The organism is Methylophaga sulfidovorans (genome assembly GCF_900114205.1).
GTDB classification, from domain to species: domain Bacteria; phylum Pseudomonadota; class Gammaproteobacteria; order Nitrosococcales; family Methylophagaceae; genus Methylophaga; species Methylophaga sulfidovorans.
This window is the reverse complement of record NZ_FOSH01000003.1, coordinates 99,781-125,849: the sequence shown is the minus strand read 5'-3', so window position 1 is coordinate 125,849 and position 26,069 is coordinate 99,781. Positions and strand designations below refer to the sequence as shown.

Sequence of the window (26,069 nt, the reverse complement as noted above, 5' to 3'; positions counted from 1 at the left end):
TTACTCAATGTGTGTTAGCCATTGTAATGGCCATCGATAAGGCAGCATATAAACTACTTGGATTAGCCTGGCCGCTTGCAGCTAAATCAAGTGCAGTTCCGTGGTCAACTGAGGTTCTAATAAAGGGCAAACCTAATGTGACATTAACAGCTTTACCAAAGCCATGATGTTTCAAAACAGGCAGCCCTTGATCATGAAACATCGCTAGAACAACATCATAGTTCCGTAGTTTATCCTGATTAAATATCGTATCTGCAGGCCATGCTCCTGAGATAGCATAACCCTTATTAATATAATTATTAATCACAGGCTGGATAATATCGATTTCTTCACGTCCAAGATGGCCATCCTCACCCGCATGAGGATTTAAACCACAGACAGCTATTCTTGGATTGACCAAACCAAAGTGTTGTTGCATCGACTGATGGATAATTTCAATTACTTGACTCAGTTCATCACGATTAATTGCGTCAGCGACTTCACGGAGGGGTAAGTGCGTTGTAGCCAGTGCCACTTTTAACGATTCCGTAGCCAGCATCATGACCACTTTTTCCACACCAGCACCATCAGCAAAAAATTCCGTATGCCCTGTAAAAGCGGCACCAGCATCATTGATAATACCTTTATGAACAGGGGCCGTGACCACCGCATCAAATTCATGGGATAAACAGCCTTCTAATGCTGTTTGCAGCGTTTCCAGTACATAAAGGCTGTTTTGCTTATCCAATTGCCCAGCAACAACCGGCGCTTTTAAATGATGAGGCATAACATATAGTTCACCTGCCTCAGCACTTTGACGTGGCGCTAGCATATCAACTTCAATCAGTTTAATCGGAAGGCTTAGCAGCTCGGCACGCTCAGCGAGTAATACAGGATCAGCAAGGGCGATGATTTGAGCCTGATGTTTTTGCTGCGCTAAAGTCAGCACCAAATCAGGCCCGATACCAGCTGGTTCACCTGGGGTTATTGCAATTCGCTTTGGCTCACTCAAGGATTACGGTACTCAACATAAGCTTCATCACGCATCGAACGTAACCATGTTTCCATTTCTTCATCAATTTTACGCTGGCGAATTTGCTCACGTGCTTTACTACGCTGATATTCTTCCGCCATATTTTCTTCACGACGGTCAAAGACTTTAATCAAATGCCAACCAAAACGACTTTTAAAGACATCGCTCATTTCACCCACAGCCAAAGAATTCATCTTTTCTTCAAACTCAGGCACCATGACACCAGGACTTACCCAACCTAAACTCCCACCATCAATAGCCGAGCCGGTATCATCTGAATTAGCACGCGCTAACTCGGCAAAGTCTTCACCGTTAACAATACGTTCTCTTAACTTTTCCAATCGTTGCTTAGCTTGTTCATCGGTAGTTAGCTCATTGGTTTTTATTAAGATATGACTGGCTAATGTTTGCTTGACCAGGTGAACGTCTTCACTTTTTTTCTCTTTCACTCTAACTAAGTGAAAACCACTACCACTACGTAATGATTGGCTGACTTCACCGACAGCAAGTGTTGGCACAACGTCCGCAAACAGTGATGGTAGTTCACCTTGTTTGCGCCAGCCTAATTCACCACCTTCTAATGCATTTTGACCATCAGAATACCCAGCTGCAATCTGAGCAAAGTCGCCCCCTTCTTTCAATAAAGCCTGAACTTTTTCCAATTTTTCTTGTGCAGCTTGCACTTGTTCGGGTGAAGCAGCTTCAGGCAGACTGATAAGAATATGTTGTAAGTCATATTCTACTTGCCCGCCATCTTGAATTTTTTGGGTAGCCAGAAAATTGTCGACTTCTCGATCTGAAACAACAACGCGGTCTTCAACCTGACTCTTGCGTAGGCGAGCGATAATCATTTCATCACGAATCGTTTCACGGAATTGGCTAAAGTCGTAGCCATCTTTCTCTAAAACGTCTCTGAACTGTCTCAATGTCATCTGATTTTTATCAGCAATCTGTTTTAGAGCAGCATTAAGTGCATCGTCACCTACACGGATTCCTACTTTATCTGCTTCCTGAATCTGCAGACGTTGCATAATCAATCTTTCCAGTACTTGTTTACGCAATACATCGCTTGGAGGCATAGCAGCATCACGCTGACGGATTTGTTGACGAATTGTTTGCTCCATATCCTGTAAATCACTCTCAAGAATGACTTCATCGTTTACAACTGCCACAATCTTATCCAAAGACTGAGCCCATACATTGGTTGCCAGTAACAAACCGACAATCAGATACTTAATCATTAAATTCTATTACTCCAACATTATGTTTCAAATTCGTTTACGTTAAAGCAGGGTTACCCGCAATGGACTGTTTCACAGTCCCACAAGTTCACTCTGCCTCGAAACCACGAATACTGCGTTCTAATAAACTATCAGATTTCTGTCCGAAGCTACCCAGTCCTTTTAGTTCAATTTGCAGATAAATCGCTTTGTTACGTTCTTGATCGGAGACATCATTAACGTAATCACGCATAACTAAACGTGTTGCCCAGCAACAACTGTCATATTGCAAGCCAGCAATTTTTTCCAGTGTTATATCCTGATCAATTGCATGATACCAGCGACCGAAGAATTTCCAGCGTTCCGAGAGTGGAATTTGGGTAGACACATCTACCTGTTCTAAGGATTCCTGTATACCGTTATTCGGTGTTGGATCATCACGACGATAACGATGTGAAATATTAAAGATGCCACCATTATCATTTTTATAACGTAATCCCACTGAAGACATATTAGATTTCAAACCACTGGGATCCCACTGGAATTCACTATTCAAAGACCATTCGTCGCCAATATATGCAACAGCTTCAGCTACCATATCAGAGGTGGAATCGCGCTCTGCAATCGTCCCATCCAACGTCACACGTTGATCGGTAAAGTATCGAATCTGGCCAACGGTCAGTTTAAGATTTTCTTTGCCAGACTCTTCATCAATAATCCGTGTTGTCATTGCAAGGGTTAGCTGGTTAGCATCACCGATTCGATCCCGCCCGATAAAGCGATTGTAAGAAAATAATCTAAGAGAATTGAATGTTGTCAGGCTCGTATCAAAGTCTGGAATATCAGATTGATCGCGTTCCGGAACATAGAGATAAAACGCACGCGGTTCAAGTGTTTGAATATAATTATTGCCCCACGCAGTCATTTGTCTGTCAAAGAATAACCCGCTATCTAAACTTGCTATCGGTAAAGTTCTTGTCGCACTGTCATCATAGGTATTTGTTTTGTCATTTTTAAGATTGTACTGGGTATGATTAATGGCTAAGCGTGGCGTAACAAAAAATGCGGACGTACCCATCGGCATACTGATTGCCGGTTCGATATTGATACGCTGACCATCCACTTTTTCACCATGATCAAACTCAACATATTCGCTGTCTAGTTCATAGTTCAGACCCAGTGCCTGATCAGGGAGATAACCATTAAGTAATAATTGCGGTAAACGTTTATATTGCTCTTCAACATCACCCAAGGTTTGGTAACCCTGTGCTCGCGCAGTGAAATTCCAAACATCACCGGTATAACCGGTTTCAACATTTCTATTCAAATAAGTCCGGCTGGACAGACTCAGACCTGAGCCAAAGTCTTCAAAGTACTGATCATCGGATACATAGTTGAAATCAACCAGGGCACGCCAGCGATTATCAAAATAGCTTTTATGCTGCCATGAGAATAGCTTTCTCGCTTCCTGATAATGGGGGTTGGTATCTTCGCCATTACTTTTCAGGTCATCGGAGTTCAGATAAGTCGCTTCAACCTCACCTTCGCCCGATTCAAACAAATATCTGAATTGTCCGCCTAGCATCAAGCCCCGATCCGACATATAACGTGGTGTTAATGTGGCATCCAGATTCGGCGCTATATTCCAATAGTAGGGTGTAAGCACATCAAACCCGGTTTTATCACTATTACCAACAGACGGTACCAAGAAACCTGATTTACGTTTGTCATTCAAAGGAAAGTTAATATATGGCGTATAAAAAACAGGCCAGCCGCCCATTCTGATCACCACATTTTTTGCCTCACCAACAGCTGTTTCATGATCTAAATGTACTTTATCGGCTTTTAATTGCCAGGCATCACTGCCTTCAGGACAGGTTGTGTAGGTCGCATCATCAAGATCGGTCGTATTCTGACCTTTTCTAAGAATATATGCGGCCTCACCACGCGCATGCATCTGACGGGTGTGATACTGCGCATTTAACATCTGACCTTGGTCATTTGCCACTGACCACTCAGCCTGCTCAGACTCAATGACCATTTCACTATCGCGAACGCTGACATTGCCATTCGCCCTAACATCTCCACTATGGCGATTGTAGGTAGCCCTGTCTGCACTGAGTAATTGATTATCACGAAAAATATCAACATTTCCGGAAAAGATGGATGTGCCATTTTGTAATAGCTGGACTTTATTTGCTTTTACATCGACCGGAGATTCATTCTCGGATTTTGTTTCAGTGGAGATAGGTAAAAACTGATCTTCGTAGCCAAAGTGACAAGTTAATCCTCGCTCTTGTTGCGCAGATGCGACGCCAGCTGATAAGGATAGTAACAAAGTTGATAATAGCTTCTTTTTGCGCATGTTCATCCTCAAGCTGCAGCTCTAGCCATGATCGACGTCCTGACCTAATGATAAATAACTCACAATTTATCGCATATTAATGATGAATCAGCAAATTGAAGAGCGTCACTATTAAACCAAAAATCAGTTATTCTAAATTAGCTCAAGTACTTAGTCTGATACTTTATCTGTTACTATAAATTCATTCTGACTTAGATTCCGTTCATAGGCTGCAGTGATTGAAATTAATTCGTCATGAAATGTTGACAGTATCAAACTCAGTCCCTATGATATGCGCTTCCTTTCGGGGCTATAGCTCAGCTGGGAGAGCGCTTGCATGGCATGCAAGAGGTCGGCGGTTCGATCCCGCCTAGCTCCACCATAAACCGAAAGAAAAAGTTTTAGGTCCCCTTCGTCTAGAGGCCTAGGACACCGCCCTTTCACGGCGGTAACAGGGGTTCGAACCCCCTAGGGGACGCCAACATGAAAACGGGTTGTTAAAACCCGTTTTTATTTTTAAGTAGTAGAAAAAATATAAAGTTACTGGGTCCCCTTCGTCTAGAGGCCTAGGACACCGCCCTTTCACGGCGGTAACAGGGGTTCGAACCCCCTAGGGGACGCCATCTTTATCTGTTATTTCATAACAGATTCTTCTGGCATAATTTCATTAGTTCATAACAAGCTATTTCACTCGCTTGTTCATCCACCACGCTAAGCCTGCAAACAGCAATGTAGGTAATGAAGCAGCCAACCATGGCAATATCCCAAACACTAATCCAATATGCTGAAAGCTTTGGTTAAACAAGTAAAAGCCTAAGCCGATCATCACTCCCGCCAGAATCCTGCCGCCAATAGGCGTTGAACGCAATGGCCCAAAGATAAATGGCACAGCCAGCAGCACCATCACAGCGGTACTTAAAGGCATCATCACTTTACTCCAGAACGCTAGCTCATACTGAGCGACAGATTGATGATTACTTTTCAGGAAGGAAATATAGTCCAGCAAATTCCATACAGCCAGAAATTCTGGCGGCACAATAACAATGTTTAACATGCCCGGATTTAATTGTGATTTCCAGCGGGCATGTGTTGTTGAATTGACTTTAACGCCATGCTCATCGATGGTGCTTTGCACAACATCATTTAATATCCAGCCATCACCTTCATATTTAGCACTTTTTGCTTTAGTAAGGGCGCGTAAGCGATTCCCGGCATCAAACTCATAAATTGCTATATTGGTAAACGTGCCATCGCTATTGATACGTTCAATATGGTTAAAGTGATTACCATCGCGTGTCCAGAATCCATATTCAGAGCGTGTACCTACCGTTCCGGTTTGCGCCACAGACTGCATTTCTCTTGCATGCTCTTCCGTAATCGGTCTAATCACCTCACCCACTACAATCGCCAGCAATACTAAAATAGCTGCCACGATCATCACCGACTTATTAATATCTTTTATAGAAATACCTGCCGCTCGCATGGCCACAAGCTCACTTTGACTAGCTAGGTTACCTAAGCCAATCACACTGCCTAACAAAGCGACCACTGGCAGCAGTTCGTAGATGCGTTTAGGCATGGTAAGCGCAAGATAAGTCACAATATCGAGCAGTTGATATTGACCTTTACCGAGATCATCAAGCTCAGCGACAAAATCCATAAAGGTATAGAGTCCAAGAAGCACCAACAACACGATAAAAGTGCTGGACAGAATATGGGAAGCGATATATCTGGAAAGAATTTTCATTATTGCGGGCGTCTTCGTTTTTGTTGCGATAATAATCGCTGTATTTTTTGTCTATTCATCAGAAATAACATCGTCATCACCATCAATAGATGTACCCATACCATGCCTACACCTATGCTGATACTGCCTTTCTCAATCCACGCTTGATTCACGCCAAGCAAATTGCTGTAGATGATATACAGCAAAACAGCAGGCACAAATCCGGCGTAACGGCCTTGTCTGGGACCGGCATTCGATAATGGAATAGCAGATAAACAAAGCACTATCGTCATAATGGCTGATGAAATTCGCCACTGAATCTCAGCGATATCTTCAAGACCGCCCCGCTGTAATAAGACGCTGGTAGGAAGCGCTTTATGTCTTTCGCGGACTTGTCCGTCATCGCCTTTTTCTACCAGCAAACTATGTGTCTTAAATTCGGCGATGGTAAAATCCTGTTCTCCTGCTTTACCTTCGTAGCGATAGCCGTCATTCAATACCAGAAATTTATCACCGGTATCGACATCCACTTCAAAATGACCTGTATCTGAACGGAAAATTAACGGCTTATTTTTACGATGAATTTCAATAAACACATTTTCCATCAATTGCTTATCACTACTGAGTTTTTCAGAATAGAATGTCCAGTCACCATTACGGCTTTCCTTAAAACTGCCTGCAACAAGCCCTGTCGTATTCGCAGACATTTTTGCTTTTTGCTCCAGCTGATAACGATCAGCTAATACACTGGGGACAACGGTGAGTGATAAATAGGCCACAACCGTTGCTACCACACCAGCAAATATCAGCACATTTCTGATGATGCGTTTGCGTGATATCCCGCAGGCTGCCATCACAGTAAGCTCATTATCTGAACTCATTCTGCCAAGTGACAACATCACGCCAAGGAAGGCAGCGATAGGTAATAAGATGGATAATGCACCGAGTGAACTGAAACCAAGCAGACTAAAAATAACATCCGCCGGCATATTGCCCACTGCCGCTTCAGCCAGATAGCGCGCAAATCGTGTCGAAATATAAATTAACCAGAGTACCCCTGTAATCGCGGTCAGGTTAATCACAAATTCCTTGAGCATGTAACGGTCAATGACCCAGAGCCAGGAAAAAATCTGTTGTGGAACGTTGCGCATGTATTAAGAGTCTTGGTTAGAATAGATCGGTATTATCTGACACACTAAAATAACGAAGTCTAAACCAAATTGACCTTACAGGAGAAATCCATGCAGTATTTTGTCACTAGTGATGCACTCGCATCTCAGCAAACCGATTGTATTGCCGTCGGCATATATAACGAAGGCGAACTCAGCCCAACCGCCCAGCAACTCGATGAGGCTTCACAAGGTCAGATCAAACGCATCACTGATAATGGTGACTTTAGCGCTAATCCGGGACAAACCTTATTTCTCCACAATCTCGCGGGTATAAACAGCCCTCGTGTATTACTCGTAGGTTTTGGCAAAAAAACAAAAACCTCTGAAAACGATTTTAATACTGCCACAGCAGCGGCGATTGTTGCGCTGAATGAAAGTGGTGCTGAAAAAGCCTTATGCTGTTTTACTGATATTGGAGTAAACGAACGCACTCCGGCCTGGAAAATTCGCCAAACAGCATGTAATGCCGAAACCGCGTTATACAAATACTCACAAACGAAATCAGAAGCTAAAGCTGTCAAGAAACCACTTTTGGAATGCGCACTTTTTGCTGATAAGAATACTGATGCTGACTTACAAAAAGCAGCAGAACAAGGTGCAGCTATCGGTGCTGGTATGAATCTGGCTCGTGAACTGGGTAATCTGCCTGGTAATATTTGCACACCGACGTATCTGGCTGATCAAGCTGTTGCTTTAGGTGAAAAATATACTGCAATCACCACAACCGTGCTTGAAGAAGCCGATATGGAAGCCCTGGGTATGGGCTCTCTGCTTTCCGTATCTCGTGGTAGCCGTCAGCCAGCCAAGCTGATCACAATGGAATACAAAGGCGCTGGTGACAGCAAGCCAGTCGTATTTGTAGGTAAAGGACTTACTTTTGATGCCGGTGGTATTTCACTAAAACCATCTCAAGGCATGGATGAGATGAAATATGATATGTGCGGTTCCGCCAGTGTGCTTGGAACATTGCAGGCTGTTGCAGAGTTAAACCTGCCAATCAATGTAGTCGGTGTCGTACCAAGTTCAGAAAACATGCCTGATGGTGATGCAAATAAACCAGGTGATATTGTCACCAGCATGGCCGGTAAAACCATCGAAATTCTTAACACCGATGCTGAAGGCCGCTTAATTTTGTGTGATGCCCTAACCTACAGCGAACGCTTCGATCCTGAAATCGTCATTGATATTGCTACCTTAACAGGCGCCATCATTGTCGCTTTGGGCAGCACGACCACCGGATTAATGGCAAATAACCAACAACTGGCTGATGATTTATTAAAAGCGGGTAATGATAGTTTTGACCGCGCCTGGCAGTTGCCTTTATGGGATGACTATCAACCATTGCTGGACAGCAATTTTGCTGATATCGCCAATATCGGCGGCAAAGAAGCGGGAAGTGTCACCGCCGCCTGTTTCTTATCCCGCTTTACAGAAAAATATACCTGGGCGCATCTGGATATTGCCGGAACAGCCTGGAATAGTGGAAAAAATAAAGGGGCAACCGGCCGCCCAGTCCCTATGTTAGTTCAATATTTGCTGAATCGTATCGACGCCAATCAATAACCATGACTCGAATCAGCTTCTATATTTTAAAATCAAGCAAGCTAGATAAGCGGCAGGCATTTGCCTGCCGTCTTGCTGAGAAAGCCTACCATCAGGGACATCAAATCTATATCCACACTGCTTCAGAACAGCATAGTCAGTCAGTCGATACAGCATTATGGGCTATACGACCAGAAAGCTTTGTACCGCATGAAATCACTGATAGTTCAGATAACCAGAGTCCTGTACTTATCGGTTATGAAGATAAAAAACCTCCCAGACTAATGGATGTACTGATTAATATCACAGAAGAACAACCTATGTTCTTTAGTCAATTTGAACGCGTAGCTGAAGTCATTGCCGATAATGAATCAAGCAAACAAGCAGGTCGTCAACGTTTCCAATTTTATAAACAACGTGGCTACGAAATAGACACTTTTCACGTTTAAATCAAGCTAGCAAACCAATAAAAATACGAAATCTGTATTGCCCCTGAACAGATGTTGTCGCAGCAGGTATAATGCGTCGTTTATTTATAGCGTATACATACGAAATTCGTATATCCCGAACACCGACCAGACATACAAGACATCACATGGAAAAAACATACAACCCTGACGCAATTGAGCAACGCTGGTACCAGAAATGGGAACAGACTGGTGAGTTTAAACCGACAGGCGAAGGGTCGCCTTACGCGATAATGCTGCCACCTCCCAATGTCACCGGTAGCCTGCATATGGGCCATGGCTTTAATAACACCATCATGGATACCTTGACTCGTTATCACCGTATGAAAGGTGATAATACCTTATGGCAACCGGGTACTGATCATGCGGGTATCGCTACACAAATGGTGGTAGAACGCCAGCTTAATGCCGAAGGAAAAACCCGACACGATCTTGGACGTGTGGACTTCACCAAACGTATCTGGGAATGGAAAGAAGAATCCGGCGGTAATATCACCCGTCAGTTACGTCGCCTGGGTTCATCACTGGATTGGTCACGTAATCGCTTTACCATGGATGAAGATCTGTCTGAAGCGGTTAAATATGTCTTCGTCAAACTGTATAAAGAAGGTCTGATCTACCGCGGCAAACGTCTGGTTAACTGGGATCCAAAACTCCACACTGCTATATCTGATCTGGAAGTGGAAAACCGTGAACAAAAAGGTCATATGTGGCATCTGCGCTATCCGCTTGCAGATGGTCTGACAACCAGTGAAGGCAAAGATTATATTGTTGTCGCGACAACCCGTCCTGAAACCATGTTAGGTGATACGGGTGTTGCTGTTAACCCGGAAGATCCACGTTATAAAGATCTGATTGGTAAAGAAATTATTTTGCCTTTAGTTAATCGACGTATTCCAATTGTTGGCGATGAACATGCCGATATGGAAAAAGGTACAGGGGCAGTAAAAGTGACACCAGCCCATGACTTTAATGACTATGAAGTCGGCAAACGTTGTGGCCTGCCCATGATCAATATATTCACGCTCAATGCCGATGTACGTGATGTGCCACAGGTATTTAATACAGATGGCAGTGCTAATACAGACGTTGAAGCCAGTATTCCGGAAGCCTATCGTGGACTGGAACGCTTTGCTGCTCGTAAAGCAATTGTTGCTGACTTTGATGCAGCAGGTCTGCTGGAAGAAATCAAAGATCATGATCTGACCGTACCTTATGGTGATCGTGGTGGTGTCGTCATTGAACCAATGCTGACCGATCAATGGTATGTCGATGCAAAAACACTGGCTAAACCAGCGGTTGAGGCTGTTGAAACTGGCAAAGTGAAGTTCGTACCGAAATCCTATGAAAATATGTATTTCAGTTGGATGCGTGATATTCAGGACTGGTGTATTTCGCGCCAATTATGGTGGGGTCACCGAATCCCTGCCTGGTACGATCAGCAAGGCAATGTTTATGTCGGTCATGATGAAGATACCGTCCGCGCAGAAAATAATCTGGACGCAGACATTCAATTAACACAGGATGAAGACGTACTTGATACCTGGTTCTCCTCAGCACTGTGGCCCTTCTCAACCCTGGGTTGGCCTAAAGAGGATGCCGCAGTAAAAACCTGGTATCCAGGCAATGTCTTAGTGACTGGGTTTGACATCATATTTTTCTGGGTAGCCAGAATGATGATGATGGGCATTCATTTTATGGATGATGTGCCATTCAAAGAAGTATATATCCATGGCTTAGTACGTGACTCGCATGGCCATAAAATGTCGAAATCGAAAGGTAATGTGCTCGATCCTATCGATATCATCGACGGTATTGATTTAGAAACTTTGGTACAAAAACGTACCTCGGGCATGATGCAGCCACAACTGGCCGAAAAAATTGAAAAAGCCACTCGCAAAGAATTTCCGGATGGCATTGAGCCTCATGGTACCGATGCGCTACGTTTTACCTTTGCATCTCTGGCCTCAACCGGACGTGATGTCAATTTCGATATGAATCGTATCGCGGGCTACCGTAATTTCTGTAATAAATTATGGAATGCAGCGCGTTATGTTTTGATGAACACCGAAGGACAAGATACAGGTGTTGAGAATGATCAGGTTGAACTCAGCTTGGCAGATCGCTGGATTATCTCTCAGTTGCAAATTGCTGAAAAAGAAGTCGGTGCAGCGATTGAAGCTTATCGATTTGATCACGCCGCTCAGGGTATTTATGAATTTATCTGGAACAATTACTGCGACTGGTATTTAGAGCTTTCAAAACCAGTATTAAACAGCGACACAGCTTCAGAAGCAGCAAAACGCGGTACACGTCGTACACTGGTACGCGTGCTTGAAGCAACGCTAAGAATGGCACATCCGTTTATGCCATTTATAACAGAAGAAATCTGGCAAACTATTGCACCGTTAGCTGGCGTGAAAGGCGAGACGATTATGCGTCAACCCTACCCGCTTGCTGATGACAGTAAAGTTGATAAGAATGCTGTGACTGAAATGGAATGGGTCATGCAGTTTGTTACTGGTATTCGCTCTATTCGCTCACAAATGAATATTGCACCGAAAAAAGCACTGCCGGTATTACTGAAAGATGCTTCTGACTCTGACAAAGCCATTTTAACCAGCAATCAACAGTTCCTGAGCCGTCTGGCAAATCTGGAATCGATCGATATCCTGGAAGGTCAGGCACCTGCTGCTGCAACAGCCTTAGTTGGCAAAATGGAAATCTTAATTCCGCTGGAAGGCTTGATTGATAAAGACGCTGAAATCAGCCGTTTAAATAAAGAAATGGCAAAACTGGATAAGATTATCAAACAGTCATCAGGTAAGCTCTCTAATGAAAATTATGTAGCCAAAGCACCAGCAGATGTTGTTGCCAAGGAAAAAGAAAAACTCGCTGAGCTTCAGCAGTCCTATCAGCTACTCGAACAACAACTTAAAGCCTTGAGCTAAACCAACTGATAAAAAAAAGCCGCTAGAAATAGCGGCTTTTTTAATATCAGAATAAAAGCTTATTCTTTATTCTTTTTCCATACCAATTTCGTATAGTTCGATATTGGCTTCTTCAATTTGACCTGTTGTCGCATCAACGTCAACTTTCACTTCATAACCATGAATACTTTGAATATCAAATTCATAGGTGGCATCACCATCGAAACCGATTTCATACTCTGAAGCCACTACTTTACCTGGGTGAATAGCTAAGGCAAATTCTTTCGCTTCAGCTTGCGAAATTTTTGCTAATTTTTTGAAAACCGGATCATTAGCATCGACTTCACGCTCAATCTCACCAATGAAACCTTCTTCAGCATTACATTCGACATTGTAGGTTTTGCCATCGGCTTTTGCTTCAATATCAAATTCATAAACAGGATCATCGCCTTCCATTTTCATTTCAACTCTACGCGCATGACCAGGAATAGTATCCAACGCAGCATCCAGGCAAGTTTCAATTTTTACAATATCCCAGCTACGGATATCATCCAAATCATAGTTATCGTTTTCAGCAAATGCTGTTGAACTAATGCTTAAAGCCAGAACGGCGGGGATTGTCTTCAAAAATACTGAAGTCATAGGGTAGAGCTCCTTACTAGATTAGATAGATCAAAAAGATCAGTCTCTACCCACAAGAGCAATGATCAAACTTGTGAGTAAAGTATAACATCCTCATTAAAAATAGGACAAACTCCTATTTCATAAAATGATATCAAATGGTAAGAAGGAATTTTTTCCTAAACACTGACACGTCTATATTCGCGATAATATGGATGCCAGAAGAGCTCTTCTATCTTTTGTTGTAATTCACTATCAGATATCTCAGAAGCCAATTGCTGATTTTGCGCCATTTTCACAATTTGAAATGCCATGTTTTTGCTTAACTCGGCAATATCATCTAATGCAGGCAGTAAGTGATCGTCTTCTCCATGAAGCAGTGGTGAATTTGATGCCAATACCTCACTTGCTACCATCATCATTTCAGGTGTGATGTGTTTGATTTGTCCGGCAATAACCGCCAGACCAATTCCAGGAAAAATATAGCTATTATTACATTGCGCAATGGGATACGTTTTGCCTTGATATATAACCGGATTAAAGGGGCTTCCCGTAGCAATAATCGCTTTGCCGTCAGTCCAGCTAATCAGCAACTCTGGCAAGGCCTCAATTTGCTTTGAAGGGTTACTCAAAGGAAAAATAATAGGCCTTTCACAATGGCCTAACATCGTTTTTATAACGGTTTCATTAAACAAACCCGCCTGCCCAGATACCCCAATAAGCACTGTCGGTGAAGCATGGTGAATAACATCCTCTAAGTTCAACGTGGTTTTATCAATATCCCACTTTGTTCGCAGAGCAGCCTTTTGGCTTAGTCGACGTTGAAAATCGAATAAACCAGTCATGTCATCCATTAATAGTCCAGCTTTATCGATCATAAACACACGTTCTCGAGCCTGAGTTTCATTGAGCCCTTCTGTCATCATTTGTCGAATTATCTGCTCTGCGATGCCACATCCGGCAGAACCTGCTCCGGCAAAGACGATAGTCTGCTGTGACAAGGTTTCATGTTTTGCTTTACACGCCGCTAATAAGGAGCCGACCGTTACTGCAGCGGTACCCTGAATATCATCGTTAAAACAACACAATTGCTGCTGATAACGCTCCAGTATTGGCAATGCTTTGCTCTGTTCGAAATCTTCAAATTGTAATAACACCTCAGGCCAACGTTTCTTCACTGCCTTGATAAATAGATCGATAAATTCATCATATTCAGTATCGTTTATACGTTTGTGTTTCCAACCGATATAAAGCGGGTTCTCAAGTAAAGTTTTATTGTTGGTACCAATATCCAACATCACGGGTAAGGTATAAGCTGGGCTGATACCAGCACAGGCGGTGTACAGCGATAGCTTACCAATAGGAATGCCCATACCGCCGACGCCTTGATCACCTAGTCCGAGAATTCGACTACCATCAGTGACCACAATAACTTTGATCTTATCTTTAGTGACATTGTGCAAAATTTCATCAATGCGATCTTTATCTGGGTAGGAAATAAATACACCTCGCGCCCGCCTATAGATTTCAGAGAAACGCTCACACGCCTCACCCACCGTCGGGGTATAGATCACAGGCATCATCTCAACCAGATGTGTTTTTAATAAGTAGTAAAACAAGGTTTCATTGTTATCCTGCAGATAACGCAGATAGATATGCTGATTGATGGGCGTTTTGAAGGTTTTATACTGCAGATAGGCTCTTTCTGCCTGTTCTTCGATCGTTTCAAACCGATGTGGAATAAGGCCGTTAAGATTAAAATCATGGCGTTCCTGCTCACTAAACGCAGTGCCTTTGTTCAGTAGAGGTGTGGCGAGTAAGGCCGGACCTGCATGAGGAATATAAATTGGATCTTTCGCCTTTGTACCACGCATCGATTTACCTCATTTCTAGTTCACATTAACATCAGTTAAACAGCAAAACGACGATGGATTCAAGTCGCCATTTTAAGTTAACCCAAGAATCGTATATCAGTGAGGTGTAACTAAGACCATATCCCAGATATCAAGGTTTGATAATGCCTAATACCACCGCAATATTGGCCAGGTCGGCTGCCGTATTTACCCTCAGTTTACTTTTGATTTGTGTATTGTAATTAGCAATGGTTTTATAGCCCAAATGCATATCTGCAGCGACTTCGTGGGCTGTCATACCTTTTGCTAACCGGCAAAACACATCAAACTCCCGTGGCGAAAGTAAGTCCAGCACTTTTCGATAATGCTCGATATTGTCATGGCGCACATCATCGACTTCAGGAAGCAGACTTTCTTCAACATAGCGCTTGCCTTCTGCCACGCTTTTAACTGCTTCAGCTAACACTTCCGCTGCACTGTTTTTACTAACATACCCCATAGCGCCAGCTTCTAGTGCGCGTTCAACATAAATAGCCTCATCATGAATGCTATAGACCAAAATAACCGCGTTAGGATCCAGCTTTTGAAGTCGACGGATAGTTTCAAGCCCACCAATACCTGGCATAGATAAATCCATCACCACAACGTCGGGTTTAAATCGTTCATATTCCTGAGTGACAAGCTCCCCTCTGTCCAGGTCGCTAATCTGCCCGATAAAGGCTTGTGATGACAGCAATATTCTAAATCCTGCGCGTACAACCGCATGATCATCAACAAGCAACACATTGATTTTATTATCTTTTATCATACTACTTCTCTATGAATGGCATGCGTGCTGTCACCGTTACGCCATCATCTGGTGAAGACTCAAACATAAACAGTCCTCCCATGCTTTCTACCCTCTCCCGCATTGCCAGAACGCCAAAACCTTCACCTGATGATGAACCGCCGATGCCATCATCTGATACCTGAATCACCACCCATTTTTTTTGCTGAACAAGACTCTGCCTGACACTGATATTGGCCAGATTAGCTTGGGCATGGCGTACGACATTGGTTAAACATTCCTGCACAATACGATAGACATGAATAGCGACTTCCTCATCCAAGTCATCGATACTGTTATCGTAATTTAAATGAATATCCAGAGAAGGCTGTCTGCGTTTCCACTCGCCGACCAAATCAGTCAGAGTCGCCACTAGTCCTAAGTCAGTTAAACTGAGCGGATGTAACGTTCTCATCATCGAACGAACGACACCGGATAAATGATTACAAATATCAATAATCGAATCAGCAATACTCTGGACTTTGCTATCAGATTGTTTAGCCACAACAGCCATCGCCTTCACTGCGGTAAGTGACTGCCCCATTTCATCATGTAATTCACGTGACATATGTCGACGTTCATTTTCCTGAATGTGCATGGTATGTCTTGCCAGCGCCTGATTGTTTTGCCGGGCAGCATTTAAGGCACTGGTCAGATTATTAATCTCTGCGGCGATGGCATCAAACTCACTAATACGAAATCGCGGTAACCGTTGTTCATAATTGCCACTTTCCACCGTTTTCAAACCCGATAAAATGGTTTTCACTGCACTTAGCATCGAGTGAAAGACGACGTTGATAGCTAAGAAAATAATGCCAAGCATTAACACGATCGACCAGAAATACACCAGTGACTCACGCCAGGCTTCATGGATTTCATCCATAGGGTCAGCGCTAATCACAATACGTTTAATCGCATCATTAGGCAGTTTTATCTCATAAGCAGAACTGATGCTATCCATCATTACCGCATCAATAAACCATTGCGGTGGTGGCTCGTCAGCAGTGTGGCTCTTTTCACCAGTCAGCATGGTTTCATTCCCAGCCTGATCAAAGATAGCAATCTGTAAATGACGCGTTTCACGTAAGCGGCTGATCTGTTCCAGCCATTCACTTTCGGTATGTTCATCCCGCGTGAACTGATTAAGCCCAAATTCCACCATTTGCAACGCCAAATTATATGATGACGTTACTTCATCCCGGACTGACTCACGGGCCTGCCAGACAGCCAAACTGGCACCTAATAGAATGATAACCAGTACCGAAATAACAATCCGTAAATTAATTAACCCTCTTAAACTCATCCTTCACGGCTCCACTGGTAAGGCAATCACTGTGACGCCAGTATTCTTAGTTTTTCTCATAATATGATTTACATATAAATAATTGAAAATAGGACCTTAACACTGACGGTTTTTAATACTACTTTCTGTTATCCATAAAAAAAGGAATTCTTCCTATAACACTTACATGTACATACACCTACCATTGACGACCAATCATAACAACCTGACTAGCCTGAATGAGTGAAATGAAAGACAGTAAGACTGATAACGTCAAAACCAAATTACTCGAGTTATTTGATGATGTACTAATTCATGATGGATTTGGTGAAATTAAAGTAGAAATGCGAATACTCAAACGCCAACAAAAAGAAGTTATTCTACACTGTGGAAAACAATATCGATTTGTTATTGATACGCCGCAGCAACCATCAAACGAGTAAAATCAGCGTCTACCAATAGGCAATCCAGATAAATACCTGACTAATAAAAAAGGCCTGTGATGACTTATTTATCATCACAGGCCTTTTTTGTCAGGATACAAACGGTATTTGTGTTAAAACATGCCCAGCTGTAACTGCGCAGCTTCCGTCATCATATCCTTAGTCCATTGTGGATCCCAAACCAATTCCACATGGGCTTTTTTTACACCGGGAACAGACATGACCCGAGATTCGACATCCCCCGGAAACGACTGGGCTACAGGACAACCTGGTGCAGTCAGTGTCATATCGATATCTACATTACCTGAAGTACTGATTTTAATATCGTAAATAAGGCCCAGTTCGTAAATATTGATGGGTATTTCCGGGTCATAGATGGTTTTTAATACATCTATCACATCTTCTTTTAACTGTTCCGGGCTGATTTGATATTGATCGTTCATAAACCTGCCCTTTTATTCTGTAGAAACTGAAATATCATGGTCACTGTCAACAGCGGCATGAACGGTATGCCATGACAATGTGGCGCATTTGACTCGCGCTGGAAATTCTTTGACGCCTGCCAATACCTGTAACTTACCAGTCAGCTCAGCAGCGTCTTTATCACCTGTTAAGGCCTTATGAACGTCTTCATAAAGTGCCTCGGCATCAGCCAATGTTTTACCTTTCAGGGTTTCCGTCATTAAAGACGCAGAGGCCACTGAAATCGCGCAGCCACTGCCCTGAAAACTGATGTCTTCAATAACATCACCATTTAATTTCACATAGACAACTAAAGCATCACCACATAACGGGTTATTACCATGCGCCATATGATTCGCATCGGTAATTTCTCTGAAATTACGCGGCTTTTTCTTATGATCCATGATCACTTGTTGATAAAGATCTCGTAAATCACTCATCAGGCAAACAACTCCTGTGTGGTGTGAATGGCTTTAACCAGAGCATCAATTTCTTGTTCCGTATTGTAGAAAGCAAATGAAGCCCGTGCCGTAGCAGCAATACCATAATATTGCATAACTGGTTGGGCGCAGTGATGACCAGCACGTATGGCAACACCTTCCTGATCAAAAATAGTACCGACATCATGAGGGTGAACATCTTCAATCAGAAACGATAAAACACTCGCTTTGTGTTTGGCGGTACCAACAATTCGGATACCATCCATCGCCGATAATTTATCAGTGGCTAATTCCAGCAGAGCATGTTCATAGCCCGCAATTTTTTCAATGCCTACTGACTCCATATAATCAATAGCTGCACCTAAACCGACAGCGCCGGCAATATGTGGTGTACCCGCTTCAAATTTATACGGTAATGTGTTGTATTCAGTGTGGTCAAAACTCACAGAAAGAATCATATCGCCACCACCTTGCCATGGCGGCATTGCTTCTAATAAGGCTTGTTTACCGTATAGCGTTCCGATCCCGGTTGGTGCAAACATTTTATGACCTGAAAACACATAAAAGTCGCAATCTAAATCCTGCACATCAACTTGCATATGTGGCACTGCCTGAGCGCCATCGATCAATACAGGAATGCCTTTGACTTTGGCTTTTTCAGTCATTTGTTTGACCGAATTAACCGTGCCTAAAGCATTAGACACCTGGCCAACAGCCATAATTTTCGTTTTATCAGTGAGCAGCTCATCAAACCCAGATAAATTCAGCTCGCCGGACTCTGTCATTGGAATGACTTTTAACTTAGCGCCGGTCTGCTCACATACCATTTGCCACGGTACGATATTGGCATGATGCTCAAGGTAGCTGATAAGAATTTCATCACCTGCTTGCAGCTGTGGTCTGACAAAACTTTGAGCCACTAAGTTAATGGCCTCTGTTGCACCACGAACAAAGATAATTTCTTTATCTGACTCCGCATTCAAAAAGCCTCTTACTTTGCTTCTTGCTGCTTCATAAGCATCTGTGGCGCGTTGACTCAGTCTGTGCACACCGCGATGGACATTGGCATTATCCAGTCGATAATACTGATCAACAGCGTCAATAACCTGAACAGGTTTTTGACTGCTCGCTGCATTGTCTAAATAAACCAAGGGATGCCCATTAATTTGCTGATTCAGGATTGGAAAATCACGGCGAATAGCAGCAATATCAAAATCATTCAGCATAGTGTCGACCAAATTATGGGTAGATTGCGTCATAACTTACACGCCTCGCGGTAATCGCGTTTCGATCACATTTGATAAGGCCTGGCGAATCGGCATATCCGAAATCCGCTGCAGCACTTCCACAGCAAACGCATAGGTCAGCAAGCTTCGAGCGCTGGTTTCATTCATACCACGAGCGCGCAGGAAAAATAATTGCTGTTCGTCTAACTGACCAACAGTACTGCCATGACCACATTTGACATCATCAGCATAGATTTCCATTTCAGGCTTGGTATCGATTTCACAAGTCCGGGATAATAGTAAGTTACGGTTACTCTGATTCGCATCAGTTTTCTGTGCGTCTTTATGCACAATCACTTTACCGTTAAATACGGCATGGCTATCGCCATCAAGCACGCCTTTATAGATTTCTTCGCTAGTGGTGTTAGGCACAGCATGATCGATGCGCGTGTGGTTATCCACATGTTGCTTGCCAGCGACCAGATATAAACCATCCATTGTTACATGAGCCTGCTCACCTAATAACTGGCTATGTATATCATTTCTCGCCAGCTTCGCTCCCAGAGAAATATTATTGGTATGCCAGATACTACTGCTCGCCTGTTTACCCGCCAAAGTAGCAACATGATAATGAGACAATGACTCATGCTGTAACTTGAAATGATTCAAACGTGCATTTTCAGCCAGATTCACTTCTGATATCACATCAGTCAGTCCAACGCTATCATCAGCCAGACTCACATAATGCTCAACCAGGGTTAACTCAGCATTTTCAGCGATATCGATGACGTGACGTAAATGCGTGGCTAGTTTATCCGTTTCACCAGTATTGATAACCAACAACTCTACAGGTTTAGATACCTTGGTATTTGCCGTGACCTGAATATAAGCCCCTTCAGTCATCAGCATCGTATTCAAGGCGTTCAAGCCAGCTTTTTCAAGTGTAACTTGCTGCCCTAAAACTGATTTTGTTTTAGAAAATGCCTGTGAAAGCGGCTGTACAGTCAGTCCTGTCTCCAAACCATCAATATGCGATAATTCAGCACTGAATTGGCCATCAACAATCACTAATCTATAGGCTGTTTCGAGTAATGCGGTTTGTGAGCAACGCATTTCATCCAACTGACTCGCACCAGCTTCGTGTGTGAACACCTCTTGAGATAAAGCCCATAAAGACGTGTATTTCCAGTCTTCCACTTTTTTAGAGGGTAATCCTTGACGCTGAAACTGCGCACGGGCTTGTTCGCGTAGCTGCTGCAACCAATCAATGTCTTGACCGGGCAAAGTCTTACTCGCGGCGATATCGTCAAATGGTGTTGTGATATCTGTTAACTGTTTCATGCAGTTTCACCTTCAGGTGCATCATGAATCCAGCTATAACCTGATTTTTCCAGTTCTTTTGCTAATTCTTTATCACCTGATTTGACAATACGGCCTTCAGATAACACGTGAACAAAATCAGGAACGATATGATCCAATAAACGCTGGTAGTGGGTAATCATCACGATAGAACGGTCTTCAGCACGCAGTGCATTCACACCTTCTGAAACAGTACGTAATGCATCAATATCCAGTCCTGAATCGGTTTCATCAAGAATAGCTAGTGCAGGCTCTAGTACTGCCATTTGAAGAATTTCGTTACGCTTTTTCTCTCCGCCCGAAAAACCTTCGTTCACATTACGATGCAGAAACTCTTCGTTCATCTTAACCAGTTTCATTTTTTCACGAACTAAGGTTAAGAAATCCATCGCATCAACTTCTTCCAGACCCTGATATTTACGCACGGCGTTCAAAGCAGCTTTCAGTAAGTAGACATTGCTGACACCAGGAATTTCGACTGGGTATTGGAATGCCAGGAAAACGCCACGTTGCGCACGCTCTTCAGGTTCAAGTTCTAATAGATTTTCACCTTTGTAGATGACTTCACCTTGAGTAATTTCGTAGCCTTCACGTCCTGCGAGGACATTAGACAGTGTACTTTTACCGGCACCATTCGGGCCCATAATGGCGTGGATTTCACCAGGGTTCACTGTCAGGTCAATACCGCGAAGAATTTCTTTGCCATCAACGCTGGCGTGTAAGTTTTTAATCGTTAACATCTTCACTCTCTAATATTTCTGAATATTGTTTGGCAGTTCTCTTATGGTTTAACCCACGGAACCTTCTAATGACAAACCAAGTAAGTTTTGTGCTTCTACTGCGAATTCCATCGGTAGCTCACGGATAACTTGCTTACAAAATCCGTTCACAATCATCGACACAGCATCTTCGGCATCTAAACCACGCTGTTTACAGTAAAACAGTTGGTCTTCACTGATTTTCGATGTGGATGCCTCATGTTCAACTTTGGCTGTCGGATTTTTTACTTCAATGTAAGGGAAAGTATGTGCACCGCAGGTATCGCTCATTAATAAAGAGTCACACTCGGTATAGTTACGGGCATTTTCTGCATTCGGTCCAATTCGGACTAAACCACGATAAGCATTTTGTGAGCGACCAGCCGAGATACCTTTGGAAATAATGGTTGAACTGGTGTTTTTACCCAGATGAATCATCTTGGTACCCGTATCGGCTTGTTGCATATTATTGGTGACTGCAACGGAATAGAATTCACCTACCGAATTATCACCTTGCAGAACAACACTTGGATATTTCCAGGTAATCGCAGAGCCGGTTTCTACCTGTGTCCAGGAGACTTTTGATGATTCACCACGGCAAGCAGCACGTTTCGTCACAAAGTTATAGATACCGCCTTTGCCATTTTCATCACCAGGATACCAGTTTTGAACCGTTGAATATTTGATTTCAGCACGGTCCATAGCCACCAATTCAACAACAGCAGCATGTAGCTGATTTTCATCACGCATTGGTGCGGTACAGCCTTCCAGATAACTGACATAAGCATCATCATCAGCAATGATTAATGTACGCTCAAACTGTCCGGTATTAGCGGCATTGATGCGGAAGTATGTTGATAATTCCATTGGGCAACGCACGCCTTTAGGAATATAAACAAACGAGCCATCTGTAAATACAGCTGAGTTCAATGCTGCATAAAAATTATCTTTATGCGGGACGACGCTGCCAATATATTTTTTTACTAACTCAGGATGTTCTTGAATCGCTTCAGAAATAGGCATAAATAAAATACCTTCTTCAGCCAATTTATCCTTAAACGTATTAGATACGGAGACGCTATCGAAAACGGCATCAACGGCAACACCAGCCAGACGCGCTCTCTCATCTAATGGTACGCCGAGTTTTTCATAGGTTTTTAACAGCTCAGGATCGACTTCATCCAGACTTTTAGGACCATCTGTCTTTTTCTTTGGTGCAGAGTAATAACTGATTTCCTGATAGTCGATAGCCGGATAATGGACATGAGCCCACTCTGGCGTTTCCATTGTCAGCCAATGACGGAACGCTTTTAATCGCCATTCCAGCATCCATTCCGGTTCATTTTTGATGAGCGAGATTTGTCTGACCACGTCTTCATTCAAACCTGGAGGCAGACTATCCACTTCGATATCAGTGACAAACCCTGCTTTGTATTCTTTCTGCGTAATCGCTTCAAGTTGTTGACTTTGTTCAGTCATGGAACTCACCATCCTGTAAAGTTGTTTCATGCATCCTGTTATAAGATGAATAGAATCTGATCGGGCTGAACCCCAGAGAAGACTGAGGTGACAACATATCCGATAGTTTTACTTCGTCTAACGCGTGAAAAACAGCGTCATTAATTTTGGACCAGTTGGTTTGCACGGCACAGTGCGTTTCCTGATCACAGTGACTATCTGTGCTGACACATTCAGTCAGAGCAATCGGCCCTTCTATCGCTGTAATGATTTCGGCAACGGTAATATCGTCAGGTTGACGACTGAGACTGTAGCCTCCCATCGCTCCCCTTTCTGACTTCAATAAGCCTGAATGAGACAATAATTTTAAAACTTTCCTAACCGTTGGCAGTGGTACTTTTACTGCTTCAGCGATAGCATGTGCACTATGTTGGACTTGGAGATTGGATGCAAAGTGACTCATCATCACAATGCCATAATCTGTCAATTTTCCCATTCGCAACATTCAGTGCACCTCCTAATTGGTACTATTATAGTATCAATTAGAATAATAACCAAGTGTTTTTCTCAGTTATTAGCTCATTCGTAGTCGTGAAAATATTGACAATTTAGCGTATGGTGTAAAACTTTTAGCATATGCTGATGAACTTTTAAGGCAGAGCATTGTACTAAAACTGGCACACACCTTATCTATACATTGAGAGCATTATATGAAATTAAAAACACTCGCTATTTTACCTTTACTATTATTTGGAGCAAACGTAATGGCTGCTGACAACGCCACAACATTAGACACAGATAAAGAAAAAATTAGTTACATCTTTGGTATTCAAGTTGGTCAGAATATGATGCAGGAAGGTGTGGATCTTGACATCGATGCATTCAAAGCGGGTGTTGCTGACATGCTGGCAGGTAAGAAACCACAACTTAATCAAGAAACAGCTGAAAAAGTTGTACAAGCTTACCAAGCACAAAAAGCTCAAGAATTAGCAAAAGTCATGAACGAAAAACAAGCTGAAGCTAAAGCTTTCATGGAAAAAAATGCTAAGAAAAAAGGTGTTGTAACGACTGACAGTGGTCTGCAATATGAAATTCTGAAAGAAGGTGACGGCGCCACTCCAACAGAAAATGACAAAGTTATTGCTAACTATAAAGGTACTTTAATTGATGGTACCGTTTTCGATAGCTCATATGATCGTGGCGAACCAGCAACCTTCCCAGTTAATGGCGTTATTCAAGGCTGGCAGGAAGCATTAAAAATGATGAAAGAAGGTTCAAAATGGCGCATCGTTGTCCCTGCTAACTTAGCGTATGGCCCACGTGGCGCAGGCAACTTGATCGGTCCTAATGAAACTTTAATTTTTGAAATTGAGCTGATTGCTATTACTAAATAACAGCACTGTTCATTTCATAAAAAAGCCGCCTCTTCAGGCGGCTTTTTTGTATCTATGTTTTTAACATAGACCTTAATTTTTGCCAGTCAAAATAAGGACCGGGATCTGTTTTACGGCCAGGCGCAATATGTTCATGTCCAGTTATCTTGTCATGGGTGAGCTCAGGGTAGGTCTCACATAATATATTTATGACCTTAGTAAGCGCCTGGTATTGCACTTCCTCAAACGGTTTATCATCACAACCTTCTAACTCAATACCAACGGTAAAATCATTGCATCGCTCACGTCCCTGCCATTGTGATACACCCGCATGCCATGCCCGCTGATGAAAAGGCACAAACTGAATAACTTCACCATTACGTCTAATTAACAGGTGTGATGAGACTCTCAAGCCATCTAGCTGCTCAAAGTATGGATGCGCTGAACAATCCAGCTGATTTAAAAATAGATCATCAATAAATTTGTCGCCAAACTCACCGGGAGGCAAACTGATATTGTGTATCACAATACCACTAAGGTCATCTTTGTCAGGTCGTTCATCATAATTGGGTGATAGCGTGATTACGGCGTTTTCAATCAGACCTGATTGTTTATTTATTTTCACTAAGACATCTCATTATGTAATGCGGTGATGGATTAATCATGCCGCACACGTTACCCTATTTTGTTTAGCCATTACCTTAGCGATATGACCATAGAAAATCCACTCCCCACTGCGTTTATTAATTCACAAGTTAAACTTGCTTTGCTTGAAGACATCGGCCAGGAAGATTTAACAGCCAACTTAATTCCTGTTGATTCACTCACAAAGGCCACATTAATCACTCGTGAGGATGCCACGCTTTGTGGTATGCAATGGTTTGAAAGCGTATTTAAACAACTGGACGACTCTATTGCCATTAGCTGGAATGCTCAGGATGGTGACAGAATAAAAGCCAACACTGTAATCTGTGAGTTACATGGACCTGCCAGGACGCTATTAACAGGCGAACGCACGGCGATGAATTTTCTACAAACATTATCTGCTACAGCAACACTTTCTTCTGTCTATGCTGATGCTGTTGCTGGTTTACCTGTACAAGTATTAGATACACGTAAAACGATTCCAGGCTGGCGTATTGCACAGAAGTACGCAGTGAAGTGCGGTGGCTGCTTTAATCATAGAGTCGGTCTATACGATGGTATTCTTATCAAAGAAAACCATATCATGGCGGCGGGCTCTATCAGCAATGCTGTTAATCAGGCGAAAGCATTATCTGCTGGAGTGCCAATTGAGGTCGAAGTTGAGAATTTATCTGAACTGGATCAAGCACTAGCTGCTGGTGCCGATATTATTTTATTGGATAATTTTGCTCTGGCAGACTTAAAGCAGGCCGTCACTGTCAATCAGGGCCAATCAAAACTTGAAGCATCTGGTGGTATTACCCTTGATAATATTCGCTCTATTGCAGAAACAGGCGTAGACAGAATCTCAGTGGGCGCACTAACAAAAGATATTAAAGCTATCGATCTTTCATTACGATTTTCATAAATA

23 protein-coding genes and 3 tRNA genes are annotated in these 26,069 nt (G+C 42.8%); 9 read left to right on the top strand and 17 right to left on the bottom strand.

Features of this window, described 5'->3' with window-relative positions:
- Positions 1-4: 4 nt before the first annotated feature.
- From pdxA to BM232_RS03230, 3 genes are all read right to left on the bottom strand, one after another.
- On the bottom strand, positions 5-991 hold the full coding sequence (gene pdxA, locus BM232_RS03240; RefSeq protein WP_091711752.1) for a 4-hydroxythreonine-4-phosphate dehydrogenase PdxA: 987 nt from the start codon (positions 989-991) through the stop codon (positions 5-7).
- Complete coding sequence (locus tag BM232_RS03235; protein ID WP_091711751.1) at positions 988-2,253, bottom strand: peptidylprolyl isomerase; 1,266 nt, start codon at positions 2,251-2,253, stop codon at positions 988-990. Before BM232_RS03235 ends, pdxA begins: the two co-directional genes overlap by 4 nt.
- An 88-nt stretch (positions 2,254-2,341) precedes the next feature.
- Positions 2,342-4,597, bottom strand: a complete 2,256-nt coding sequence (locus BM232_RS03230) for an LPS-assembly protein LptD (protein ID WP_091711750.1) — start codon at positions 4,595-4,597, stop codon at positions 2,342-2,344.
- Between the two features lie 285 nt (positions 4,598-4,882).
- Between BM232_RS03230 and BM232_RS03225 the strand changes: the two genes are divergently transcribed.
- From BM232_RS03225 to BM232_RS03215, 3 genes are all read left to right on the top strand, one after another.
- Positions 4,883-4,958: transfer RNA gene (locus tag BM232_RS03225), tRNA-Ala, on the top strand.
- 23 nt (positions 4,959-4,981) lie between these two features.
- A tRNA-Glu gene (locus BM232_RS03220) sits at positions 4,982-5,057 on the top strand.
- A gap of 66 nt (positions 5,058-5,123) precedes the next feature.
- Positions 5,124-5,199, top strand: a tRNA-Glu gene (locus tag BM232_RS03215).
- A 59-nt stretch (positions 5,200-5,258) separates the two neighbouring features.
- Here the strand turns inward: BM232_RS03215 and lptG are convergent.
- Together lptG and lptF are read right to left on the bottom strand one after the other, a co-directional pair.
- Positions 5,259-6,323: an LPS export ABC transporter permease LptG gene (gene lptG, locus BM232_RS03210; RefSeq protein WP_091711749.1), complete on the bottom strand. Its 1,065-nt coding sequence runs from the start codon at positions 6,321-6,323 to the stop codon at positions 5,259-5,261.
- Positions 6,323-7,399 carry an LPS export ABC transporter permease LptF gene (lptF, locus tag BM232_RS03205; protein ID WP_245752803.1) on the bottom strand — a complete coding sequence of 359 codons (1,077 nt, stop codon included), beginning with the start codon at positions 7,397-7,399 and terminating at the stop codon, positions 6,323-6,325. Before lptF ends, lptG begins: the two co-directional genes overlap by 1 nt.
- A gap of 144 nt (positions 7,400-7,543) precedes the next feature.
- Between lptF and BM232_RS03200 the strand changes: the two genes are divergently transcribed.
- The 3 genes from BM232_RS03200 to BM232_RS03190 all read left to right on the top strand — a co-directional run bounded on the left by BM232_RS03200 (position 7,544) and on the right by BM232_RS03190 (position 12,434).
- A complete protein-coding gene (locus tag BM232_RS03200) occupies positions 7,544-9,037 on the top strand; it encodes a leucyl aminopeptidase (RefSeq protein ID WP_091711747.1) in 1,494 nt (497 codons plus the stop codon).
- A gap of 2 nt (positions 9,038-9,039) precedes the next feature.
- Positions 9,040-9,465, top strand: coding sequence for a DNA polymerase III subunit chi (locus BM232_RS03195; protein ID WP_091711746.1), 426 nt, complete (start codon positions 9,040-9,042; stop codon positions 9,463-9,465).
- A gap of 146 nt (positions 9,466-9,611) precedes the next feature.
- A complete protein-coding gene (locus BM232_RS03190; RefSeq protein ID WP_091711745.1) occupies positions 9,612-12,434 on the top strand; it encodes a valine--tRNA ligase in 2,823 nt (940 codons plus the stop codon).
- 66 nt (positions 12,435-12,500) lie between these two features.
- Here BM232_RS03190 and BM232_RS03185 read toward each other — a convergent pair whose 3' ends face one another.
- The 4 genes from BM232_RS03185 to BM232_RS03170 form a co-directional block, all read right to left on the bottom strand.
- Positions 12,501-13,055: a PepSY domain-containing protein gene (locus BM232_RS03185; protein ID WP_091711744.1), complete on the bottom strand. Its 555-nt coding sequence runs from the start codon at positions 13,053-13,055 to the stop codon at positions 12,501-12,503.
- Positions 13,056-13,213: 158 nt separating this feature from the next.
- Positions 13,214-14,908, bottom strand: a complete 1,695-nt coding sequence (locus BM232_RS03180) for an NAD-dependent malic enzyme (RefSeq protein WP_091711743.1) — start codon at positions 14,906-14,908, stop codon at positions 13,214-13,216.
- 130 nt (positions 14,909-15,038) lie between these two features.
- Positions 15,039-15,695 (bottom strand): response regulator, encoded by a 657-nt coding sequence (locus tag BM232_RS03175; protein ID WP_091711742.1) that lies wholly within the window; start codon positions 15,693-15,695, stop codon positions 15,039-15,041.
- A 1-nt stretch (position 15,696) separates the two neighbouring features.
- A complete protein-coding gene (locus BM232_RS03170; protein WP_091711741.1) occupies positions 15,697-17,016 on the bottom strand; it encodes an ATP-binding protein in 1,320 nt (439 codons plus the stop codon).
- A 227-nt stretch (positions 17,017-17,243) separates the two neighbouring features.
- On the opposite strand from BM232_RS03170, the gene BM232_RS03165 reads away from it, so the two are divergent.
- Entirely contained in the window at positions 17,244-17,438 is a 195-nt protein-coding gene (locus BM232_RS03165; RefSeq protein WP_245752802.1) for a hypothetical protein, read from the top strand.
- A 113-nt stretch (positions 17,439-17,551) separates the two neighbouring features.
- On the opposite strand, the gene BM232_RS03160 is transcribed toward BM232_RS03165, so the two are convergent.
- The 7 genes from BM232_RS03160 to BM232_RS03130 are packed head-to-tail and all read right to left on the bottom strand — an operon-like array spanning position 17,552 to position 23,637.
- A complete protein-coding gene (locus tag BM232_RS03160; protein ID WP_091711739.1) occupies positions 17,552-17,881 on the bottom strand; it encodes an SUF system Fe-S cluster assembly protein in 330 nt (109 codons plus the stop codon).
- A 12-nt stretch (positions 17,882-17,893) separates the two neighbouring features.
- On the bottom strand, positions 17,894-18,340 hold the full coding sequence (sufU, locus tag BM232_RS03155; protein ID WP_177207239.1) for a Fe-S cluster assembly sulfur transfer protein SufU: 447 nt from the start codon (positions 18,338-18,340) through the stop codon (positions 17,894-17,896).
- Entirely contained in the window at positions 18,340-19,599 is a 1,260-nt protein-coding gene (locus tag BM232_RS03150; protein ID WP_091711737.1) for a cysteine desulfurase, read from the bottom strand. The genes sufU and BM232_RS03150 overlap by 1 nt, the downstream gene beginning before the upstream one ends.
- Before the next feature lie 3 nt (positions 19,600-19,602).
- The gene (sufD, locus tag BM232_RS03145) at positions 19,603-20,907 is read right to left on the bottom strand and encodes a Fe-S cluster assembly protein SufD (RefSeq protein WP_091711736.1); all 1,305 of its coding nucleotides are present in this window, start codon (positions 20,905-20,907) and stop codon (positions 19,603-19,605) included.
- Positions 20,904-21,665, bottom strand: a complete 762-nt coding sequence (gene sufC / locus BM232_RS03140; protein ID WP_091711735.1) for a Fe-S cluster assembly ATPase SufC — start codon at positions 21,663-21,665, stop codon at positions 20,904-20,906. The genes sufD and sufC overlap by 4 nt, the downstream gene beginning before the upstream one ends.
- Before the next feature lie 48 nt (positions 21,666-21,713).
- Entirely contained in the window at positions 21,714-23,162 is a 1,449-nt protein-coding gene (gene sufB / locus BM232_RS03135; RefSeq protein ID WP_091711734.1) for a Fe-S cluster assembly protein SufB, read from the bottom strand.
- The gene (locus BM232_RS03130) at positions 23,155-23,637 is read right to left on the bottom strand and encodes an SUF system Fe-S cluster assembly regulator (RefSeq protein WP_245752801.1); all 483 of its coding nucleotides are present in this window, start codon (positions 23,635-23,637) and stop codon (positions 23,155-23,157) included. The genes sufB and BM232_RS03130 overlap by 8 nt, the downstream gene beginning before the upstream one ends.
- A 214-nt stretch (positions 23,638-23,851) precedes the next feature.
- Here BM232_RS03130 and bamJ point away from each other — a divergent pair, with 214 nt between their 5' ends.
- Positions 23,852-24,535 (top strand): BamJ family beta-barrel-assembly machinery protein, encoded by a 684-nt coding sequence (gene bamJ / locus BM232_RS03125; RefSeq protein WP_091711732.1) that lies wholly within the window; start codon positions 23,852-23,854, stop codon positions 24,533-24,535.
- A gap of 52 nt (positions 24,536-24,587) precedes the next feature.
- Here bamJ and ampD read toward each other — a convergent pair whose 3' ends face one another.
- Positions 24,588-25,139 (bottom strand): 1,6-anhydro-N-acetylmuramyl-L-alanine amidase AmpD, encoded by a 552-nt coding sequence (ampD, locus tag BM232_RS03120; protein ID WP_091711731.1) that lies wholly within the window; start codon positions 25,137-25,139, stop codon positions 24,588-24,590.
- A gap of 84 nt (positions 25,140-25,223) precedes the next feature.
- Between ampD and nadC the strand changes: the two genes are divergently transcribed.
- On the top strand, positions 25,224-26,066 hold the full coding sequence (gene nadC / locus BM232_RS03115) for a carboxylating nicotinate-nucleotide diphosphorylase (RefSeq protein ID WP_091711730.1): 843 nt from the start codon (positions 25,224-25,226) through the stop codon (positions 26,064-26,066).
- The last annotated feature ends 3 nt before the right edge of the window (positions 26,067-26,069 follow it).

What these genes read in the sequence shown, in the direction of transcription:
- BM232_RS03150 (WP_091711737.1), bottom strand. Translation starts at nt 19,599, where the DNA reads ATGACGCAATCTACCCATAATTTGGTCGACACTATGCTGAATGATTTT.
- BM232_RS03235 (WP_091711751.1), bottom strand. Translation starts at nt 2,253, where the DNA reads ATGATTAAGTATCTGATTGTCGGTTTGTTACTGGCAACCAATGTATGG.
- BM232_RS03160 (WP_091711739.1), bottom strand. Translation starts at nt 17,881, where the DNA reads ATGAACGATCAATATCAAATCAGCCCGGAACAGTTAAAAGAAGATGTG.
- BM232_RS03230 (WP_091711750.1), bottom strand. Translation starts at nt 4,597, where the DNA reads ATGCGCAAAAAGAAGCTATTATCAACTTTGTTACTATCCTTATCAGCT.
- BM232_RS03185 (WP_091711744.1), bottom strand. Translation starts at nt 13,055, where the DNA reads ATGACTTCAGTATTTTTGAAGACAATCCCCGCCGTTCTGGCTTTAAGC.
- BM232_RS03175 (WP_091711742.1), bottom strand. Translation starts at nt 15,695, where the DNA reads ATGATAAAAGATAATAAAATCAATGTGTTGCTTGTTGATGATCATGCG.
- sufU (WP_177207239.1), bottom strand. Translation starts at nt 18,340, where the DNA reads ATGAGTGATTTACGAGATCTTTATCAACAAGTGATCATGGATCATAAG.
- nadC (WP_091711730.1), top strand. Translation starts at nt 25,224, where the DNA reads ATGACCATAGAAAATCCACTCCCCACTGCGTTTATTAATTCACAAGTT.
- BM232_RS03190 (WP_091711745.1), top strand. Translation starts at nt 9,612, where the DNA reads ATGGAAAAAACATACAACCCTGACGCAATTGAGCAACGCTGGTACCAG.
- BM232_RS03165 (WP_245752802.1), top strand. Translation starts at nt 17,244, where the DNA reads ATGAAAGACAGTAAGACTGATAACGTCAAAACCAAATTACTCGAGTTA.
- lptG (WP_091711749.1), bottom strand. Translation starts at nt 6,323, where the DNA reads ATGAAAATTCTTTCCAGATATATCGCTTCCCATATTCTGTCCAGCACT.
- sufC (WP_091711735.1), bottom strand. Translation starts at nt 21,665, where the DNA reads ATGTTAACGATTAAAAACTTACACGCCAGCGTTGATGGCAAAGAAATT.
- BM232_RS03200 (WP_091711747.1), top strand. Translation starts at nt 7,544, where the DNA reads ATGCAGTATTTTGTCACTAGTGATGCACTCGCATCTCAGCAAACCGAT.
- lptF (WP_245752803.1), bottom strand. Translation starts at nt 7,399, where the DNA reads ATGCTCAAGGAATTTGTGATTAACCTGACCGCGATTACAGGGGTACTC.
- bamJ (WP_091711732.1), top strand. Translation starts at nt 23,852, where the DNA reads ATGAAATTAAAAACACTCGCTATTTTACCTTTACTATTATTTGGAGCA.
- BM232_RS03195 (WP_091711746.1), top strand. Translation starts at nt 9,040, where the DNA reads ATGACTCGAATCAGCTTCTATATTTTAAAATCAAGCAAGCTAGATAAG.
- BM232_RS03170 (WP_091711741.1), bottom strand. Translation starts at nt 17,016, where the DNA reads ATGAGTTTAAGAGGGTTAATTAATTTACGGATTGTTATTTCGGTACTG.
- sufB (WP_091711734.1), bottom strand. Translation starts at nt 23,162, where the DNA reads ATGACTGAACAAAGTCAACAACTTGAAGCGATTACGCAGAAAGAATAC.
- BM232_RS03180 (WP_091711743.1), bottom strand. Translation starts at nt 14,908, where the DNA reads ATGCGTGGTACAAAGGCGAAAGATCCAATTTATATTCCTCATGCAGGT.
- BM232_RS03130 (WP_245752801.1), bottom strand. Translation starts at nt 23,637, where the DNA reads ATGGGAAAATTGACAGATTATGGCATTGTGATGATGAGTCACTTTGCA.
- sufD (WP_091711736.1), bottom strand. Translation starts at nt 20,907, where the DNA reads ATGAAACAGTTAACAGATATCACAACACCATTTGACGATATCGCCGCG.